At 65.6% G+C, this 16,936-nt stretch carries 18 protein-coding genes; 3 read left to right on the top strand and 15 right to left on the bottom strand.

Annotated elements, in window-relative coordinates:
* Positions 1-371 precede the first annotated feature (371 nt).
* On the top strand, positions 372-2,249 hold the full coding sequence (locus JHD82_RS25710) for an ATP-binding cassette domain-containing protein (protein WP_199139507.1): 1,878 nt from the start codon (positions 372-374) through the stop codon (positions 2,247-2,249).
* Between the two features lie 78 nt (positions 2,250-2,327).
* Here the strand turns inward: JHD82_RS25710 and JHD82_RS25705 are convergent, their stop codons facing one another.
* From JHD82_RS25705 to JHD82_RS25675, 7 genes are all read right to left on the bottom strand, one after another.
* On the bottom strand, positions 2,328-3,461 hold the full coding sequence (locus JHD82_RS25705) for a chemotaxis response regulator protein-glutamate methylesterase (protein ID WP_096914209.1): 1,134 nt from the start codon (positions 3,459-3,461) through the stop codon (positions 2,328-2,330).
* Positions 3,462-3,476: 15 nt separating this feature from the next.
* Positions 3,477-4,214, bottom strand: coding sequence for a chemoreceptor glutamine deamidase CheD (gene cheD, locus JHD82_RS25700; protein WP_012202590.1), 738 nt, complete (start codon positions 4,212-4,214; stop codon positions 3,477-3,479).
* A gap of 33 nt (positions 4,215-4,247) precedes the next feature.
* On the bottom strand, positions 4,248-5,138 hold the full coding sequence (locus tag JHD82_RS25695) for a CheR family methyltransferase (RefSeq protein WP_013800375.1): 891 nt from the start codon (positions 5,136-5,138) through the stop codon (positions 4,248-4,250).
* Positions 5,139-5,164: 26 nt separating this feature from the next.
* Complete coding sequence (locus JHD82_RS25690; protein WP_012202588.1) at positions 5,165-5,653, bottom strand: chemotaxis protein CheW; 489 nt, start codon at positions 5,651-5,653, stop codon at positions 5,165-5,167.
* Positions 5,654-5,768: 115 nt separating this feature from the next.
* Positions 5,769-7,967 carry a chemotaxis protein CheW gene (locus tag JHD82_RS25685; RefSeq protein ID WP_199139505.1) on the bottom strand — a complete coding sequence of 733 codons (2,199 nt, stop codon included), beginning with the start codon at positions 7,965-7,967 and terminating at the stop codon, positions 5,769-5,771.
* A gap of 39 nt (positions 7,968-8,006) precedes the next feature.
* Positions 8,007-8,369 (bottom strand): response regulator, encoded by a 363-nt coding sequence (locus JHD82_RS25680; protein WP_012202586.1) that lies wholly within the window; start codon positions 8,367-8,369, stop codon positions 8,007-8,009.
* A 52-nt stretch (positions 8,370-8,421) separates the two neighbouring features.
* Positions 8,422-8,868, bottom strand: coding sequence for a hypothetical protein (locus tag JHD82_RS25675; RefSeq protein WP_012202585.1), 447 nt, complete (start codon positions 8,866-8,868; stop codon positions 8,422-8,424).
* A gap of 119 nt (positions 8,869-8,987) precedes the next feature.
* Between JHD82_RS25675 and JHD82_RS25670 the strand changes: the two genes are divergently transcribed.
* Both JHD82_RS25670 and JHD82_RS25665 read left to right on the top strand, forming a co-directional pair.
* Positions 8,988-10,136, top strand: coding sequence for a response regulator (locus JHD82_RS25670; protein ID WP_012202584.1), 1,149 nt, complete (start codon positions 8,988-8,990; stop codon positions 10,134-10,136).
* Between the two features lie 39 nt (positions 10,137-10,175).
* Positions 10,176-10,805 carry a response regulator transcription factor gene (locus JHD82_RS25665; protein WP_012202583.1) on the top strand — a complete coding sequence of 210 codons (630 nt, stop codon included), beginning with the start codon at positions 10,176-10,178 and terminating at the stop codon, positions 10,803-10,805.
* Positions 10,806-10,853: 48 nt separating this feature from the next.
* Here JHD82_RS25665 and fliR read toward each other — a convergent pair whose 3' ends face one another.
* The 8 genes from fliR to JHD82_RS25625 form a co-directional block, all read right to left on the bottom strand.
* Positions 10,854-11,624, bottom strand: a complete 771-nt coding sequence (gene fliR / locus JHD82_RS25660; RefSeq protein ID WP_012202582.1) for a flagellar biosynthetic protein FliR — start codon at positions 11,622-11,624, stop codon at positions 10,854-10,856.
* Between the two features lie 29 nt (positions 11,625-11,653).
* Positions 11,654-11,923: a flagellar biosynthesis protein FliQ gene (gene fliQ / locus JHD82_RS25655; RefSeq protein ID WP_012202581.1), complete on the bottom strand. Its 270-nt coding sequence runs from the start codon at positions 11,921-11,923 to the stop codon at positions 11,654-11,656.
* A 26-nt stretch (positions 11,924-11,949) separates the two neighbouring features.
* Complete coding sequence (gene fliP / locus JHD82_RS25650) at positions 11,950-12,735, bottom strand: flagellar type III secretion system pore protein FliP (RefSeq protein WP_012202580.1); 786 nt, start codon at positions 12,733-12,735, stop codon at positions 11,950-11,952.
* Positions 12,728-13,063: a flagellar biosynthetic protein FliO gene (locus tag JHD82_RS25645; RefSeq protein WP_012202579.1), complete on the bottom strand. Its 336-nt coding sequence runs from the start codon at positions 13,061-13,063 to the stop codon at positions 12,728-12,730. Before JHD82_RS25645 ends, fliP begins: the two co-directional genes overlap by 8 nt.
* A 10-nt stretch (positions 13,064-13,073) precedes the next feature.
* Positions 13,074-13,505, bottom strand: coding sequence for a flagellar motor switch protein FliN (gene fliN, locus JHD82_RS25640; RefSeq protein ID WP_012202578.1), 432 nt, complete (start codon positions 13,503-13,505; stop codon positions 13,074-13,076).
* Positions 13,495-14,499 carry a flagellar motor switch protein FliM gene (gene fliM / locus JHD82_RS25635; protein WP_012202577.1) on the bottom strand — a complete coding sequence of 335 codons (1,005 nt, stop codon included), beginning with the start codon at positions 14,497-14,499 and terminating at the stop codon, positions 13,495-13,497. Before fliM ends, fliN begins: the two co-directional genes overlap by 11 nt.
* An 18-nt stretch (positions 14,500-14,517) precedes the next feature.
* A complete protein-coding gene (gene fliL, locus JHD82_RS25630) occupies positions 14,518-15,093 on the bottom strand; it encodes a flagellar basal body-associated protein FliL (protein WP_012202576.1) in 576 nt (191 codons plus the stop codon).
* A 253-nt stretch (positions 15,094-15,346) separates the two neighbouring features.
* Positions 15,347-16,858 carry a flagellar hook-length control protein FliK gene (locus tag JHD82_RS25625; protein WP_199139503.1) on the bottom strand — a complete coding sequence of 504 codons (1,512 nt, stop codon included), beginning with the start codon at positions 16,856-16,858 and terminating at the stop codon, positions 15,347-15,349.
* Positions 16,859-16,936: the final 78 nt, after the last annotated feature.

Below are 16,936 nucleotides of genomic sequence, written 5' to 3'. Positions count from 1 at the left end.
CGATCAGCGAAGCCTTGAATTCTAGCACAGTTTTTAGCGTCGTTGCAATCAAATTTCTTCGATCTTCTCAACACCAGCGATCTGCATCGCTTCTCTTCAGCAGAGCCTTGCATTGTAGCACGTTTTTCGCGCTGTCTACAAGACTTTTCTGACTCATCGCTGTCAGCAAGGCAGTGTGGCGACGAGGGATCGAACTATAGCATGGGTTTTTACCGATGGCGTGAAATTCGTGAACTTCCTTGCAGACCCGTGAAGAAGCCACCGCCCCGCCCTCTGAAACCGGCCCGGAGCCTGCCCTGCGGGCAGGCTCCGGGCGGGGAGGCCTTGCTGCCTGCACCAGGAATCGGGCCCGCATAGATAATGCGCGCACGATGGCATTGATTACTTTGATAGACGCCCAACTGGCGTTCGGGCATGTGGCGCTTCTCGACCACGCCCAGTTTTCCCTGGAGAGCGGCGAACGTGTGGGCCTGATCGGTCGAAACGGCGCAGGGAAGTCCTCTTTGTTGAAGATTCTTGGCGGACTGGCCAAGGCCGATGACGGCCAGGTCCAGACGCAGTCCGGTATCCGCATTACTTATGTGGCGCAGGAGCCGGTGCTTGTGCCCGAGCAGACGATCTTCGAGTCGGCGTCCGCCGGCATTGCCGAGGTGATCGCCGTGCGCGAGCGCTATCTGGCGGGTGGCGAGGGCGAGGATCTCGATGCGCTGCAGTCCCAGATCGAGGCCTATGACGCCTGGAATTGGGAGCAGCGCGTGGAAGAGACGCTGCAGCGGCTGCACCTGGATCCCGACGCTCTGGTGGGCACGTTGTCCGGGGGAATGAAGAAGCGCGTTGCGCTTTCCCAGGCGCTGGTGGCCCGTCCTGACGTGCTGCTGCTGGACGAGCCTACCAACCACCTGGATCTGGATGCCATCGAGTGGCTGGAGGAGCTGCTGCTGAACTTCAAGGGCAGCGTGGTGACCATTACCCACGACCGCTCCTTCCTGGACCGCGTCTCCACGCGCATCGTTGAGCTGGATCGTGGAACGCTGCGCTCCTATCCCGGCAATTTCGTTCAGTACCAGCAAACCAAGGAAGATCAGCTGGCCCAGGAAGCCGTGATCAACGCCAAGGCCGACAAGCTGCTGGCCCAGGAGGAGGTGTGGATCCGCAAGGGCGTGGAGGCGCGTCGCACACGCAGCCAGAGCCGCATCGGCCGATTGGAGCAGTTGCGGGCCAACCGCGCTGCCCGCCGTGATGTGCTGGGCGGGGTGAAGATGGACATTGCCTCGGGCCGGGGCGATGGCTACCAGGGCAAGATCGTGGCCGAGCTGACCGATGTGGCCAAGTCCTTTGGCGACAAGCAGATCGTCTCGCATTTCAGCGCCACCATCCTGCGCGGTGACAAGGTGGGACTGATCGGGCCCAACGGTGCCGGCAAGACGACGCTGCTCAAGATGATTCTGGGCGAACTGGCGCCTGACAGCGGCAACGTGCGGCTGGGTGCGAATCTGCAGGTGGCTTACTTCGACCAGATGCGGCACCAGATCGATATGGATGCCACGCTGGAGGATTTCATCAGCCCCGGCAGCGAGTGGATAGAGATCGGCAACCAGAAAAAGCACGTGAAGAGCTATCTGTCGGATTTCCTGTTCTCTCCGGCACGCGCTCACTCTCCTGTGCGTTCACTGTCCGGCGGCGAGCGCAACCGCCTGCTGCTGGCGCGCCTGTTTGCCCGCCCCGCGAATGTGCTGGTTCTGGACGAGCCGACCAACGACCTCGATATCGAGACGCTGGAGATGCTGGAAGACCTGCTGCAGAACTACGACGGCACGGTGTTCCTGGTCAGCCATGACCGCAGTTTCCTGGACAACGTGGTCACCAGCACCATTGCCTGGGAAGGGCCGGGCAAGTGGCGCGAATACGAAGGCGGCGTGCAGGACTGGCTGGACCAGTCGCGCCGCAGCCAGGATCTGGCCGAGGCCGCACAGCCCAAGCCTGCCAAGGAAGAGGCCAAGCCGACGGCGGTACGCAGCGACAGCAAGCCCAAGCGCAAGCTCAGCTACAAGGAGCAGCGCGAGCTCGATCAGTTGCCCGAGACCATTGCATCGCTGGAGGCGGAGCAGAAATCCATTCGCGAGGCCCTGGCCGACGGCTCGCTGTATGCCAACGACAACTCCCGCGCCGTTCAGTTGCACCAGCGCGATGGCGAGATCGATGAGCAGCTGATGGAGGCACTGGAGCGCTGGAGCGCCTTGTCCGAGTAAGCACCGTGTCGAACTGACGAAAAAAAGAGCGCCATGCGCTCTTTTTTTCATGGAGGCCGCCAGAGCCGGCCGTTGCGCTCAGATGCGGTGGTGCACCTGGTCCGAACCTATGCGCAGCTTGCCCAGCAAGGCGGCGGCGATCTGGTTGAGGGGCAGCACTTCGTCGGCAGCGCCGTGGGCGATGGCCTCGCGCGGCATGCCGAAGACGATGCAGCTGGCCTCGTCCTGCACGAGGTTGTAGCTGCCTGCATCGCGCATTTCGCGCATGGCGACCGCACCATCGGCGCCCATGCCGGTGAGCATGATGCCGTAGGCGTTGCGGCCCGCGCAGGCGGCCACCGACTTGAACAGCACTTCGACCGAAGGCTTGTGGCGATTCACCGGCGGGCTGTCATCGACCACGGCGACATAGTTGGCGCCGCTGCGCTGCACGGAAAAATGCTTGCCACCTGGGGCGATATAGGCATGACCGGGCAGCAGGCGCTCGCCGTGCTGCGCTTCCTTCACGGTCATCTGGCACAGGCTGTTGAGCCGGGCCGCGAAGCTGGTGGTGAAGCCCGGCGGCATGTGCTGGGTGATGACGATGGCCGGGCAGTCGGCCGGCAGATGGGTGAGCACTTCGCGGATGGCCTCGGTGCCGCCCGTGGAGGCGCCGATGGCAACCAGCTTCTCCGTGGAAAGCCGCCCGAGCAGCGACGTCGGTGCAGCCTGGCGCGGCACGGCCGAACCTGCAGAGGAAGCGACCGGCGCTGCCGCGCTGCCTGCGGCAGAGGCTGGACTGCGGGGAGCGACCGGCAGACGCCGTACCTGGGCCACGGCAGCAACGCGGATCTTGTCCACGATCTGCGCGGCCAGTTCCTGCAGGCCGTTGGAGACACCCACGCGCGGCTTGGCCACGAAGTCGATGGCGCCCAGCTCCAGTGCGCGCATGGTGACCTCGGCGCCGCGTTCGGTCAGCGTGGAGATCATGACCACCGGCATGGGACGCAGGCGCATGAGCCGGCCCAGGAAGTCGATGCCATCCATGCGCGGCATTTCCACATCGAGCGTGATCACGTCGGGATTCATCTCGCGAATCATTTCGCGTGCGATCAGCGGGTCATTGGCCGAGCCGATGCATTCCATGTCGTGCTGGCGATTGATGATCTCGGACAGCAGACTGCGCACCAGCGCAGAGTCGTCCACCACGATCACCCTGATTTTCCTGTCCATTCCTTTGAACCTTCCTCAAAACAGGTCGACCGAGCCGCCTGCCGTATTGCGTGCCACGACGGCTGCATTGCCGCGCGTGAATTCCTGCTGTACCAGCTCCTCCGGATGGGCATGTGCCAGGCGCTTGACCATGGCCTTGCCGCTGGCGGGGAAGAACACCACCTTGCGAGGGTAGATGTCCAGCACATCCTCCGAGACGATGGGGATGCGTTCGGTCTGCAGATACTGCGTGACGAAGGCGGTATTGCGTTCGCCCACGTTCATGGTGGTGAAGTTGTGCATCACCTGCCCGCCGCCGAAGATCTTGGCCTGCAGCGACTCGCGCCGGGCACCGAGCTTGAGCATTTCGTTGATCAGCAACTCCATGGCGTACGAGCCGTAGCGGCCCGATGCATCGGCAGAGTCGCCGTCGGGCAGCATGAAATGGTTCATGCCGCCCACGCGCATGGTGCGGTCCCAGATGCAGGCCGAGATGCAAGAGCCCAGCACGGTGACCAGGATCACGTCCTCGTTGGAGACAAAGTATTCGCCGGGCAGCACCTTGACGGCGTTGTGCTGGAAATGCGGGTCGTAATAGAAGAACGAAGCCTCGCCAGGGTAGCGCTGCTGGCGCTTGAGCTGCTCCAGCGAGGAACGCGGCACCGGATCGCCCGGCGCCGGATAGTCTGCAGCGGTATAGCTGTTGATGCGCGGCATCCGGCGACGCTCCGAGGGCGCCGGTGGCGGTGCGAAGGCAGGGCGGTCTCCGATCATGGGAGCACCCCCTGGCGTGCGGCAGGACCTGCGTCAGCGGCGCTCATAGACGGTCTTCCCCTTGAGCGTGAACAGATCGCGCGATTCACTGAAGTTCTCGGCATGCCCGACGAACAACAGGCCACCGGGCTTCATCACGCGGTGGATGCGCTCCAGCACGCGGCGCTGCGTGGCCGCGTCGAAGTAGATCATCACGTTGCGGCAGAAGACCACGTCGAAGGGGTCTCGGAACGGCCAGTCGTCACGGATCAGGTTGACGTTGAGAAACTCCACCAGGCGGCGCAGTTCGGGCTTGACGCGCACCAGGCCCGCATTGCCGGCCTTTCCCCGCAGGAAAAAGCGGTGCAGGCGCTCGGCGCTCATGCCCTTGATGCTTTCGGCGCGGTAGACGCCGGCCGATGCCGTGTCCAGCACGCGCGAGTCGATGTCGCTGGCCTGCAGCTGAAAGCTGGGCGTGGCACCCAGCGCTTCCAGCGCCGTCATGACGATGGAGTAAGGCTCCTCCCCGGTCGAGGCCGCATTGCACCAGACCTTCCAGGCCGTGCCGGCCGGCTTGCTGCGCAGATGCTGGGCAAAGATCTCGAAATGGTGCTGCTCGCGAAAGAACGCCGTGAGATTGGTGGTCAGCGCGTTCACGAACTCCTGCCACTCCACGCCGTCGGACTGCGACTCCAGCCAGTCCAGGTAGGTGGAGAAGCTGTCGTAGCCCGTCTCGCGCAGGCGCCGCGACAGGCGGCTGTAGACCATGGCGTGCTTGCCATCGTGCAGGCTGATGCCGGCCCGCTGGTAGATCAGCGCCTGTACGCGGGCAAAGTCCCGCGACGACCATTCGAATTCGCGCCCCTGGGCCAGGGGCCCGTTGGCATCCCCGTCGTCGGCGACGGGACGTGCGGCCAGTGCCGCATTGGAAGAGCCGGATCGCATGAGGGCGCTCAGTGCAAGAACGGGTCTCAGTCGACCGAGGCGACCAGGCCCATGTCCACGTTGTTCATGAGCTTTTCGATGTCCAGCAGGATGAGCATGCGCTCGCCCACGGAACCCAGGCCCAGGATGCAGCCGCTGTCGATGGCGCTTTCGATGTCCGGCGCGGGGCGCACGGCTTCGGGAGCCAGTTCCATCACGTCGCTGACCGAGTCCACCACGATGCCCACCACGCGGTTGCGCAGGTTCAGGATGATGACGACGGTGAAGCTGTTGTATTCCACCTGGGAGCAGTTGAACTTCAGCCGCATGTCCACGATGGGCACGATGGTGCCGCGCAGATTGACCACGCCCTTGATGAATTCCGGCGCATTGGCGATGCGGGTCGGCGGCTCGTAGCCGCGGATTTCCTGCACCTTCAGGATGTCGATGCCGTATTCCTCCTGGTCCAGGCGGAAGGTCAGGTACTCGCGCGCGCCGGTGGCGACGCCTTCTGCGGTCTTAGCGATCACGCTCATTGCTCAGCTCCTCAACTGTCGGGCCCGCGCCGTGGTGGCGCAGGCCATGGTTTCTTGGCGGCGCGCAGGCACTGCCTGCGGCGCCGTCGATTGTGGTCAGGTATCCCTGTCCCGTTCAGTGGCGTGCACGACGCACCAGCGCGCCGGTGTCCAGAATCAGCGCCACCGTGCCATCGCCCAGGATGGTGGCGCCCGAAACGTTGGGCACCTTGCGGTAGTTCGATTCCAGGTTCTTGACCACCACCTGGTGCTGGCCCAGCAGCTCGTCGACCAGCAAGGCCACGCGGCTGCCGTCGGACTCGACCACCACCATGATATTGCTGGACTGGCTGGTGTCGCTGCGCGGCACGCGGAAGGTCTTTTCCAGCGCGAACACGGGCATGTACTCGTCACGCACCTTGACCAGCTGCGTGCCGTTGGCCACGGTGTTGACGTCTTCGGCCTTGACCAGGAAGGACTCGACCACCGAGGACAGCGGCAGGATGTAGACCTCGTCGCTGACGCCGACCGACATGCCATCCATGATGGCCAGGGTCAGCGGCAGGCGAACGGCCACGCGCATGCCCTTGCCCTGGGTGGACTCGATCTCGACCGAGCCGCCCAGCGCCGCGATATTGCGCTTGACCACGTCCATGCCCACGCCGCGCCCGGACACGTCGGTGACCACGTCGGCCGTGGAGAAGCCCGGCGCGAAGATCAGCTGCCAGACATCCTGATCGGGCATGTTGTCCGAGACATCCATGCCGCGCTCGCGGGCCTTCTGCAGAATCCGCTCGCGGTTCATGCCGCGCCCGTCGTCGCGCACCTCGATGACGATGGAGCCGCCCTGATGGGAGGCTGCCAGCGTCAGCGTGCCGTGCTCGGACTTGCCGGCCGCCAGGCGGTCCTCGGGCATTTCGATGCCGTGGTCCACGCTGTTGCGCACCAGATGGGTCAGCGGGTCGGTGATCTTTTCGACCAGTCCCTTGTCCAGCTCCGTGGCCTCGCCCAGCGTGATCAGGTCGATCTTCTTGCCCAGCTTGCCGGCCAGGTCGCGCAGCATGCGCGGGAAACGGCTGAACACGGTGGACATGGGAATCATGCGGATGGACATCACCGATTCCTGCAGATCGCGCGTATTGCGATCCAGGTCGGCCAGGCCTGCCAGCAGTTGCTGGTAGGCCGATGCGTCCAGTCCGTGGCTGTTTTGCGCAAGCATGGCCTGGGTGATGACCAGCTCGCCCACCAGGTTGATGAGCTGGTCGACCTTGGCCACCGACACGCGGATGCTGGTGGACTCCATCTGCGCCTGCTGCGTCTGGGCCGCCGTCTTGGCGGCGGGCTTGGCCACGGCGCCGGCCGGCTGGATGGCCTGCGCGCCATCGGCCTGGGGCATGCCGGGTGCGCCGTTGAAGAAGCCATAGGCCTCATCGGCAGGCGGAATGGCGGCCGAGGCCAGGGCGGCATCGGGGTCGTGCGCATGCTCTTCAGCGGCCGGGGCTTGCGCCGCCACCGCTGCGGGTGCTGCCTCGGCAGGGGCTCCGGCCGCCGTGATGCGAACCTGCTCCTTGGCCACGTGGAAGGCGAACAGATCGAGCAGGTCGTCGTCGGTGGACGAGGTCTGCACGTCAAAGAGGCGGCTTTGCGGCTGATCGCAGGCCAGGTCCTCGATGCGTCCCAGGCCGGGAATGTCGCGGAACAGCTCCTTGATGGCCTCGGCCATCTCCAGGCGCTCCAGCGGACCGATCAGGATATGCAGCGAACGTCCGCCGGTGCTGGGTGCCGTGCCGACGGCGCCGCCCGAGACAGGTGCTGCAGCAACCGGGGCCGGAGCCTGCACTGGCGCAGCCACAGGGGCTGGAGCCGGGGTCGGTACGGGAGCCGGCGCTGCCGCTGCAGGTACGGCGCTGCGGCCTTCCGCCAGCGTCTCGATGCGTGCCACCAGATCCGTGGTGGACAGGGCCTCGCCCTCGTTGCCGGCCTGGTGGCGTGCCAGCAGGCTGCGGCTGGCATCAGCCGACTCCAGCAACACATCGACCATCTCCGGAATCGGTGTGATCTCGTGCCGGCGCAGCCGGTCGAGCAGCGACTCCATGCGGTGCGTCAGCTCGGTCACGTCGGCAAAGCCGAAGGTGGCCGCCCCGCCCTTGATCGAGTGCGCGCATCGGAAGATGCCGTTGAGTTCCTCGTCATTGGCCGCTGACAGATCCAGATTCAGCAGCATCTGCTCCATCTGGTCGAGGTTCTCGGCCGCTTCTTCGAAGAAGATTTGATAGAACTGGCTCAGGTCGAAGTCTGCGCCCGCTCCTGCCCCATCCTGGTGTAGATCCGCCATCTTTGGTCCTGCTGTTTCCTGTTGCCCGTACTTATCGGCTCAACGCATTACTTTCTGAATGACTTCGATCAAACGGTTTGGATCGAAGGGCTTGACCAGCCAGCCCGTTGCGCCCGCGGCGCGTCCGGCCTGCTTCATCTGGTCGCTGGATTCGGTGGTGAGAATGAGAATCGGCGTGTTCTGGAACTTGGGGTCTTCGCGCAGCTTGCGGGTCAGGCCGATGCCGTCCAGACGCGGCATGTTCTGGTCGGCCAGCACCAGGTCGACTTGTTCGAGCTGTGCCTTCTCGAGCGCATCCACGCCGTCAACCGCCTCCACAACGCGAAATCCCGCCCCTGCGAGGGTGAACGCCACCATCTTTCGCATCGAGGGGGAATCATCAACAGCCAGAATCGATCGCATGTATAGCTCCAACAGACGGGCAATAAAAGGTAGAAGAGTGCATGGTCAGCCGTCAGAACAGCTCGACCGAGCCAGCATCCATCTCGCTTTGCGTGACGGGATTGGGCCGGTCGGGTATCGCCGGCAGGCCCAGGGAATCGTCCTCCCCCTCGTCCACGCCCATGGTGGCTGCGGCCAACTGGAACGCGCAGCCTTGCAAAATCTTCGTAATATGGGCGATCAACTGGGAGGACATGTCGTGAAACTGCAACTCGGTCACCGCCAACCGAAGCGTGGACCGCGCGGCGTCCAGCTCGGGCAAGGCGCCTAGCGCCTCACCGGCCAGCTGGCCGTGGGTCTCGTCGAAACGGTCCAGCAGGTTCTGCGTTGCATGATTGAGAAGGCCTTCCAGGCGCTGCAGATCGCGCATCGCCACCAGCAAGGCATCCTGCAGGTCTGCGGCCACCATGACGGGCATGGGGACGGCAGGCTCGCCCGAAGGCTTGTGCATTGACTGCATTGTTACTCCACCACCAGCGTTTCAGCCCAATGTTCGCCATGCTCTGCAGCATGGCCAGCCCTTGTCAATCGTCCCCAGGAATGCAGCGCATCCCTTGATATACACGACCACTTGCATTTATGTTCCAAAATGTATCTCATGATAGCGCCCCCGGGGATGCCAGACCACCGCACAAGCCCTTGCGCATATTGCACATCGAGGATTCGGCGGCCGACCAGGCGCTGGCGCGGCTGAGCCTGCTGCGCGGCGGGCTGGTCTGCGAGATTGTCGCGGTCGACCTGCTCGATGATGCCGCAGCCGCGCTGCAGAGCCAGGCATTCGACCTCATCCTGGCTGACTACCACCTGCCCGGCTTCACGGCGCTGGACGCCTGGGAGCTGGTGCGCCGCCAGCCCGGGCATCCGCCCTTTGTGCTGCTGTCCGGCGCCATCGGCGAGTCGGCCGCCGTGGACGTGATGCGCGAGGGCATCAGCGACTACCTGCTCAAGGACCACATCACGCGCCTGCCCCATGTGGTCTCGCATGCGCTGGAAGTGCACGAGGCCCGCTTGGCACGCCGCCGCGCGGCGGCCGAGCTGGCGGCGTCCGAGCGGCGCCTGGCCGATCTGACCGAGCATCTGCAGACCTCCACCGAACGTGAACGCGCCAGCATTGCCCGCGAGATCCACGATGACATCGGCGGCTCGCTGACCTCGGTGAAGTTCGATGTGGCCTGGATTGCGCGCAATGCGCCCGAGGGCGGACTGCGCGAGCATGCGCTGGCCGCACTGGAAATGCTGGAGCATGCGCTGGGTGCAAGCCAGCGCATCATGATGAACCTGCGCCCGCCCGTGCTGGACCAGGGACTGGTGGCCGCCGTGCAGTGGCTGGCCGAGAATTTCGAGCGCCGCACAGGCGTGCCCACCCGGGTGCGCAGCAGTCGCGAGAGCATGGACATCGCGCCCGACATCCAGGTCGTGGCCTACCGCACGGCCCAGGAGGCGCTGACCAACGTCGGCAAATATGCCCAGGCGCGCCATGTGGACATCGATCTCTCGGACCGCGAAGGCTTTCTCACGCTGGAGGTGACGGACGACGGCGTGGGCCTGGCCGAAGGCGCGCGCGACAAGCCCGAATCCTTCGGTTTGCGCGGTCTGGGCGAGCGTGCGCGCACCGTTCGGGGCTGGCTGGATGTCAGCAGTCAAGCCGGGCGAGGAACCTCGGTCATCGTCTCCATTCCGCTGGACGATGGCGGCACTTGCCCTAATATCCCGGGCAATGAATGCTGAACGCCATGGCGGCGTGACCCTTTTTCCAGGAGGCCGACTTTGATCCACGTGGTGCTGTGCGACGACCATGCGGTGCTGCGCCGGGGCATCCGTGACACCCTGGCCGAGGCAGTGGACATCAGCGTCACCGCCGAAGCAGGCAGCTATGCCGAACTGCGCGAACAGCTGCGCACCGCCACCTGCGACGTGCTGCTGCTGGACATCAACATGCCCGGCCGCAGTGGCCTGGAAGCCCTGGCCAGCGTGCGCGAAACCCATCCGCTGATCAAGGTGCTCATGGTCTCCATGTACCCCGAGGATCAGTACGCGCTGCGCTGCCTGAAGGCGGGCGCGCAGGGCTACGCCAACAAGGCAGGCGACCCGGTGCTGCTGATCGAGGCGGTGCGTACCGTGGCCACGGGGCGCAAGTACCTGACGTCCGAAGTGGCCCAGATGCTGGCCGACAGCCTGGCCCAGCCCGCACCCCAGGTGCCGCATGAAAGCCTGTCCGAGCGCGAGCTGCAGACCCTGATCAAGATCGCGGCCGGTCAGCGGCTGACCGACATCGCCACCGAGCTGATGCTCAGCCCCAAGACCGTCAGCGTCTACCGGGCGCGCGTGCTGGAAAAACTGCAGATGAGCAGCAATGCCGAACTCACGGCCTACGCCATCCACAACCAGCTGATCTGAGGCTTTTGCGGCCGACAGGCCTGTAAATCTGTTGTTTTTCACAACTGCTTACATTGAAGTGCCAAATACCGCGATGCCGCGCTGCAGCAAGGCGACCAGGGGCTGCTCGAGCAGCGGCAGCGTGGCCATCAATCCCGTCAGGCCCACGGTGAGCGTGACCGGAAAACCCACGGCATAGATGTTCATCTGCGGTGCCACGCGCGAAATGATGCCCAGCACCAGGTTCACGAACAGCAGCATGGCGACCATGGGCAGGGCGATCCAGAAGGCACTGGCAAAGACCGCCGCCCCCATCTCGTGCAGCCGCATCTGGTTGATGGCCTGCAGGAAGCTGCCGTCCACAGGAAACGCCTCGTAACTCTTGAGCACGGCCATCAGCACCAGCAGGTGCCCGTTGATGACGATGAACAGCAGCGTGGAGATCTGGACCATGAAGCGCGCCACCGCGCTGAGCTGGGCATTCGTGGTCGGATCGAAGAAGCTGGCGAAGTTCAGGCCCATCTGCAGGCCGACCACCTCGCCCGCAACCTCCACGGCGGCAAACACCAGGCGCACGGCAAAGCCCACCGCCAGCCCCACGCCGACCTGCTGAATCAGCGTGCCCAGCGCCTGTGGCGAGTTGATGCCGATCACGGGCTGGTCGCCCAGCACGGGCTGCGCGCACACCGCGACCAGGAAGGCCAGGCCAATCTTCAGCCGCATGGGAATGACGCGCTGCGAGAACACGGGGGCCACGGAGAACATGGCCAGCACGCGCAGAAACGGCCAGAGAACGGGCGACAGCCACGCCACCAGTTGGGCTTCGCTGAAGGTGATCACAGTGGCGTTTCCAGTGCGCGGCGAAGGGCTCAGCCCACCGCCTGCGGAATGGTCTCGATGGTGCGGCGGATGAAGTCCACCAGCGTGCTCAGCATCCACGGACCGGCAATGGCAAACACCAGCACGGCGGAGATGAGCTTGGGCACGAAGGCCAGCGTGGCCTCATGCACCTGGGTCACCGCCTGGAAGACGCTGACGGCCAGGCCCACGGCCAGCACCACGCCCAGCACGGGCATGGAGATCATGAGCAGCAAGGTCAGTGCCTCGCGGCCGAAGGTGAGCACGTATTGGGAGGTCATGGAAGGATTTCCAAAAAAGAGCGGGGCTAGACGGCGAAGCTGGCGGCCAGCGAGCCTATGAGCAGGTTCCAGCCATCGGCCAGCACGAAGAGCATGAGCTTGAACGGCAGGGCCACCAGCACGGGCGACAGCATCATCATGCCCAGGGACATCAGGATCGAGGACACGACCATGTCGATGACCAGGAAGGGAATGAAGATCATGAAGCCGATCTGGAACGCGGTCTTCAGCTCGCTGGTCACGAAGGCGGGCACCAGCACGCGCAGCGGTGCGGTCTCGCTGGTGACGCCTGCATCGAGCTTGGCCAGCCGCGCGAACAGCGCAAAGTCCGACTGGCGCGTCTGCTTGAGCATGAAGTCGCGCATGGGCGCCTCGGCCTTCTCAATGGCCTGCTCGAAGGTCACCGCATTCGTGGTGTAGGGCACGTAGGCCTCCTGGTACACGCGGTCCAGGGTGGGGCCCATGACGAACAGCGTCAGGAACAGCGACAGACCGATGATCACCTGGTTGGGCGGCGCCGACTGCGTGCCCAGCGCCTGGCGCATCAGCGACAGCACGATGACGATGCGGGTGAAGCCCGTCATCATCAGCAGGATGGCCGGCAGGAAGGACAGCGCCGTGAAGAACAGCAGGGTCTGGATGGGCACCGAAAAGCTGGTGCCACCGCTGCCCTGGCCGATGACCAGCGGAAGGCTGGCGGGCGCGCCCTGTGCCCAGGAGGCCAGGGGCGTGGCGCAGCACAGCGCCAGCGCTGCGGCGCCAGCGGCCTGGCTCAGCGTGCGCGCCGGGCGCTTGCAGGAATATTCAGACATTCGCACCGTCCGCAGGCAGGCTGCGCGCTTGCGCCATCGCAGCCGAAAAATCAGCAGGGGCCGGGGCCTGCAGCACATGCAGGCACTGGATGCTTTGCGCCGTGACGCCCAGCACCAGACGCACGGTCTGCGCGCCCTCGCCCACTTCCACCGTCACCACCCGCTGTTGCGGTCCCACGCCCACGGCGCCCAGGACCCGCGACTGCAGGCCGGCCGCGCCGCGCAGCGCAGCCGTGCGCTGCTGGAAGCGGCGCAGCAGCCAGGGCAGAGCGGCCATGGCCGTGACCAGGGCCACCACCGTGAGCAGGGTCGGCCACAGCGGGCCCATGCCGGCGCTCTCAGCCACGGCTGACCCGGCGCAGGCGCTCGGACGGCGTGACCACGTCGGTCAGGCGGATACCGAACTTGTCGTTGACCACCACCACCTCGCCCTGGGCGATCAGGTAGCCGTTGACCAGCACGTCCATGGGCTCGCCGGCCAGTGCGTCGAGTTCGACCACCGAGCCCTGGGCCAGTTGCAGGATGTACTTGATCGGCACCTTGGTGCGGCCCAGCTCCACCGACAGCTGCACCGGGATGTCCAGCACCATGTTGATGTCGTTGACCGGCACATCGGCGCCACCGGCGTAGGGACGCACGGGCTCGCCCGTCAGCGGGCCGCCCTGCTCCTCTTCCAGCTTGGCGTCGCGCTCGCGCTGCTCGTCCAATGCCTCTGCCCAGCCCGAGAACGGATCATCGCCAGCGGGCTTTTGCGTATCTTCAGTTGCCATTGTTTTCTCCCATCCAGCCAGCGTCGGCGCCACGCAGGCAGTTCTCGACGCGGATTGCGTACTTGTCGTTGTGAGTGCCGTACTGGCACTCGAAAATCGGAACGCCGCCAATGGAGGCGCGGATCAGCGGCTCGCGGTCGAGTTCGATGAAATCGCCGGGGCGCATGGCCAGCAGCTGCTCCACCGTGGCGTCGGCACGTGCCAGTTCGGCCACCAGGGTCACCTCGGCGGCCTGGATCTCGCGCTTGAGCACCTTGACCCAGCGGCGGTCCACTTCGATGGAGTCGCCCTGTGTCGAGGAATACAGCACATCACGGATGGGCTCCAGCGTTGCATAGGGCATGCAGATGTGGATGGAGCCCGAGATGTCGCCGATCTCCAGCTGAAAGGCCGTGGACACGACGATTTCGCTGGGCGTGGCGATGTTGGCGAACTGCGGCTGCATCTCCGAACGCTGGTAGCCCAGTTCCAGCGGATAGATGCCGTGCCAGGCCTTCTTGTATTCCTCGCAGATCACGTTGACCAGGCGGTTGATCACGCGCTGCTCGGTGTGCGAGAAGTCACGTCCTTCGATACGCGTCTGCAGCCGGCCCGTGCCGCCGTACAGCGTATCGATGACACCGAACACCAGCGAGGGGTCGCAGACCACCAGGCCGCTGCCGCGCAGCGGACGGATGGCGACGATGTTGAAGTTGGTGGGCACCACCAGCTCGCGCAGGAAGGCGCTGTAGCGCTGCACCGACACCGTGCCCACGGACACTTCGGGGCTGCGGCGGATGAAGTTGAACAGGCCGATGCGGAAGTTGCGGGCAAAGCGCTCGTTGACGATTTCCATCGTCGGCATGCGCCCGCGCACGATGCGCTCCTGGCTGGAGATGTCGTACTGGCGGATGATGCCCGCCTCGACCTCCTCGGTCGTGGATTTCTGGCTCTCGCCGGTCACACCCTCCAAAAGGGCATCGACTTCTTCCTGGGAGAGAAACGAATCGCTCATGGCGCCTGGCCTCCCCGGTTACTGGATGATGAAGCTGGAGAAGAGCACGCGGCGCACCGGGTTCTTGCCAGCGGAGGAGCGGCGGCGCTCGCCGTCTTCGTCCTCGGCATCCTCGTCGCGGCTGCGCTTCTTGGCCTTGGCCTGGTTGCCATAGCCCAGCGGGGCCGACACTTCGTTGAGCACGTCGGCTGCCAGGCGCTCCTTGCCTTCGCGCTCGAGCAGCTCCTCGGCCGTGCGCTGGGACACCAGCATCAGGATGCCGTTGCGGATGCTGGGCAGGTATTGCTTGACCGTGGTGGCGGTCTTCTCGTCGGCCAGCTCCAGCGTGATGCCGATCTGCACGAAGCGGTCGCCGCCCGTATCGGACAGATTGACCACCAGGTTGTCCAGCGGCAGGAAGGTGGGCACGGTCACGGCCGCCTTGCTGGCGCTGCCCTCTTCCTCATCGCCGCTGCTGTGGCGCTTGGACAGCAGGATGAAGGCAGCGGCCGCGCCTATGGCCAGGACGGCAATGATGACGATCAGCACGATCAGCTTCTTGCCCTTGGCCGGGGCGGGAGCTGCATTGTTGGCGGCATTGGGTGTGGCAGACACTGGAATTCCTCTGGGTGAGCGGGACCGCCACGCGCTCGCGCTTCATGCGCGGCGCCATGACGCAGCAGGCCCATGGCAGGAATTATTCGGCGATTGGACCCCGGACCATGGCCTGAATAAGCGCATGAAACCCCGGTTTCTCGCTGGCTTGATGGCCCTCAAACGCCACAGGCCGGGCAGCTTGTCGCCACCCGGCCTGTTCTGAGAACCCTGAAACGGCGCATGCGCCGCCCCGCAAGAAGCGCAGGAAGAATCAGACGAACAGATCCACCCCGCCCGCTGCCGCGCGGCCACCGCCGGCCTGTGCGGCACCATTGCCGCCCGTGACGCCGGCGGCATCGACCATGGCGCTCACGCGGCCCTGGCGCGCCTGGGCGTCCGCCCCCTGTCTTGCCGAATCGCCGCTGCCGGACTGGCCGCCCGCATCCACGCTGACGCCGGCCAGTTGCAGGCCCTGGGCCTGCAGCAGCTCGCGCAGCTGGTCGGCACCGTTGCCCAGCCAGTCCCGCGCCTGGGCTTCGCTGGCGCCAAAGCGCACATGGGCCTCGTTGCCCTGCAGGCTGACCTGCACCTGGATGGCCCGGCCCTCATGCTCCACGGACAGCGAGGCGTTCTGGTTCTTGTTGTGGACCCAGAAGGCCACCTGCTCTGACACCTGCTGCTCGCGCTCGGTGGAGTTGCCCGGCTGGGCCTGGGCGTCGGGCTGGGCAAAGGCCGTGCCATTTTGGCCGGCCGCCTGCTGGCCCAGGGATTGGCCGGCATGGGCCGCGCCCACGGCAGCCGCAACGCCGTGCAGTCCGTTCGCTGCCGACTCCGTGGAGGCGGTGCCGCCCTCCCGGGCTCGCTCGAACAGGCCGCGCCATTCTTCGGGCCGCACTGCGGCCATGCCGTTGAGCGCAATGCCCGACGCCAGGGCCACGTCCTGCCGCACACCGCCCGCCAGGGCCTGGGGCGTGTGTTCATGCGTGGCCTGGGCGGTGGTTGCCGTGCGTGCGGCGGCGGCCGTCAGTGCCGCATCGGACTGCACGGCGGCCAGCACATCGGCGGCCTGGGCCTGTGCCTGGGTGCTGCGCGCGGCGCCATCGGTCAGGGCCCCGGCTGCATTGGGGTCCGCAGCGGCAGCCAAGGCCGCAGCATTGGCGCTGGCCGTGGCCAGCGCCGTGCCTGCGGCATCACCGGCTGCGGACTGCGGTGCCAGGAAGGCCGCGTGCGCCACGGCGCCCTGCTCCTGGCGCAGGGCCATCATGGCGGCGCTGCCCCGGCCGGACAGCCAGTCGCCCGCCACGCCCTGCAGCATGTCACGGTCGCCCTTGCCGTCCAGATGGGCGGTCTGCCCGACCAGGCTGAGCCAGGGCGCTTGGCCGTTGGCAGCCAGCGCCATGGCATCGGCCTGCGCCGAGGGGGTCATATCGGTCGGCTTCGCCTGCGGTTGCAGCGGCAGTTGCGGCTGCTGCAGCAGGCCCTGCGCCAGGCCGGGATCGGCCAGCAGGTCTGCGGCATCCTTCAGGCCGTCCTTGGCTGCGCCCTTGAGGCTGGACAGCGCGGAAAGAGCGGCACTGCCGCCCTCGCCCAAGGCCTGGCCCAGGGCGTCCGAGGCCAGCGCCGGCAATCCGCCAATGCCGTCCATCGCTGCCAGCAACGAAGAAAAGCCTGCGGCCTGGTCGTTGGAGGGCGGCTGCGTGCCGCGCGCGGAGCGAACGCCTTCCATGGCGCGCTGCATGGCGCTGCGCGCATCGGCGCGCTGTTCGATCTGGTTGGTGGACATGCTTCAAGCCTCCTGGAATGTCAGCCCGAAGCTGCGACGGAAAAACTGGATGGCCGCACGTTCATCGGTTTCCTTTTG

The sequence above is a fragment of the Delftia sp. ASV31 genome (assembly GCF_016428765.1).
In the GTDB taxonomy this organism is placed as follows: Bacteria; Pseudomonadota; Gammaproteobacteria; order Burkholderiales; family Burkholderiaceae_C; genus Comamonas; species Comamonas acidovorans.
The sequence above is the reverse complement of the archived record's forward strand: the minus strand, read 5'-3'. Positions and strand labels throughout refer to the sequence as shown.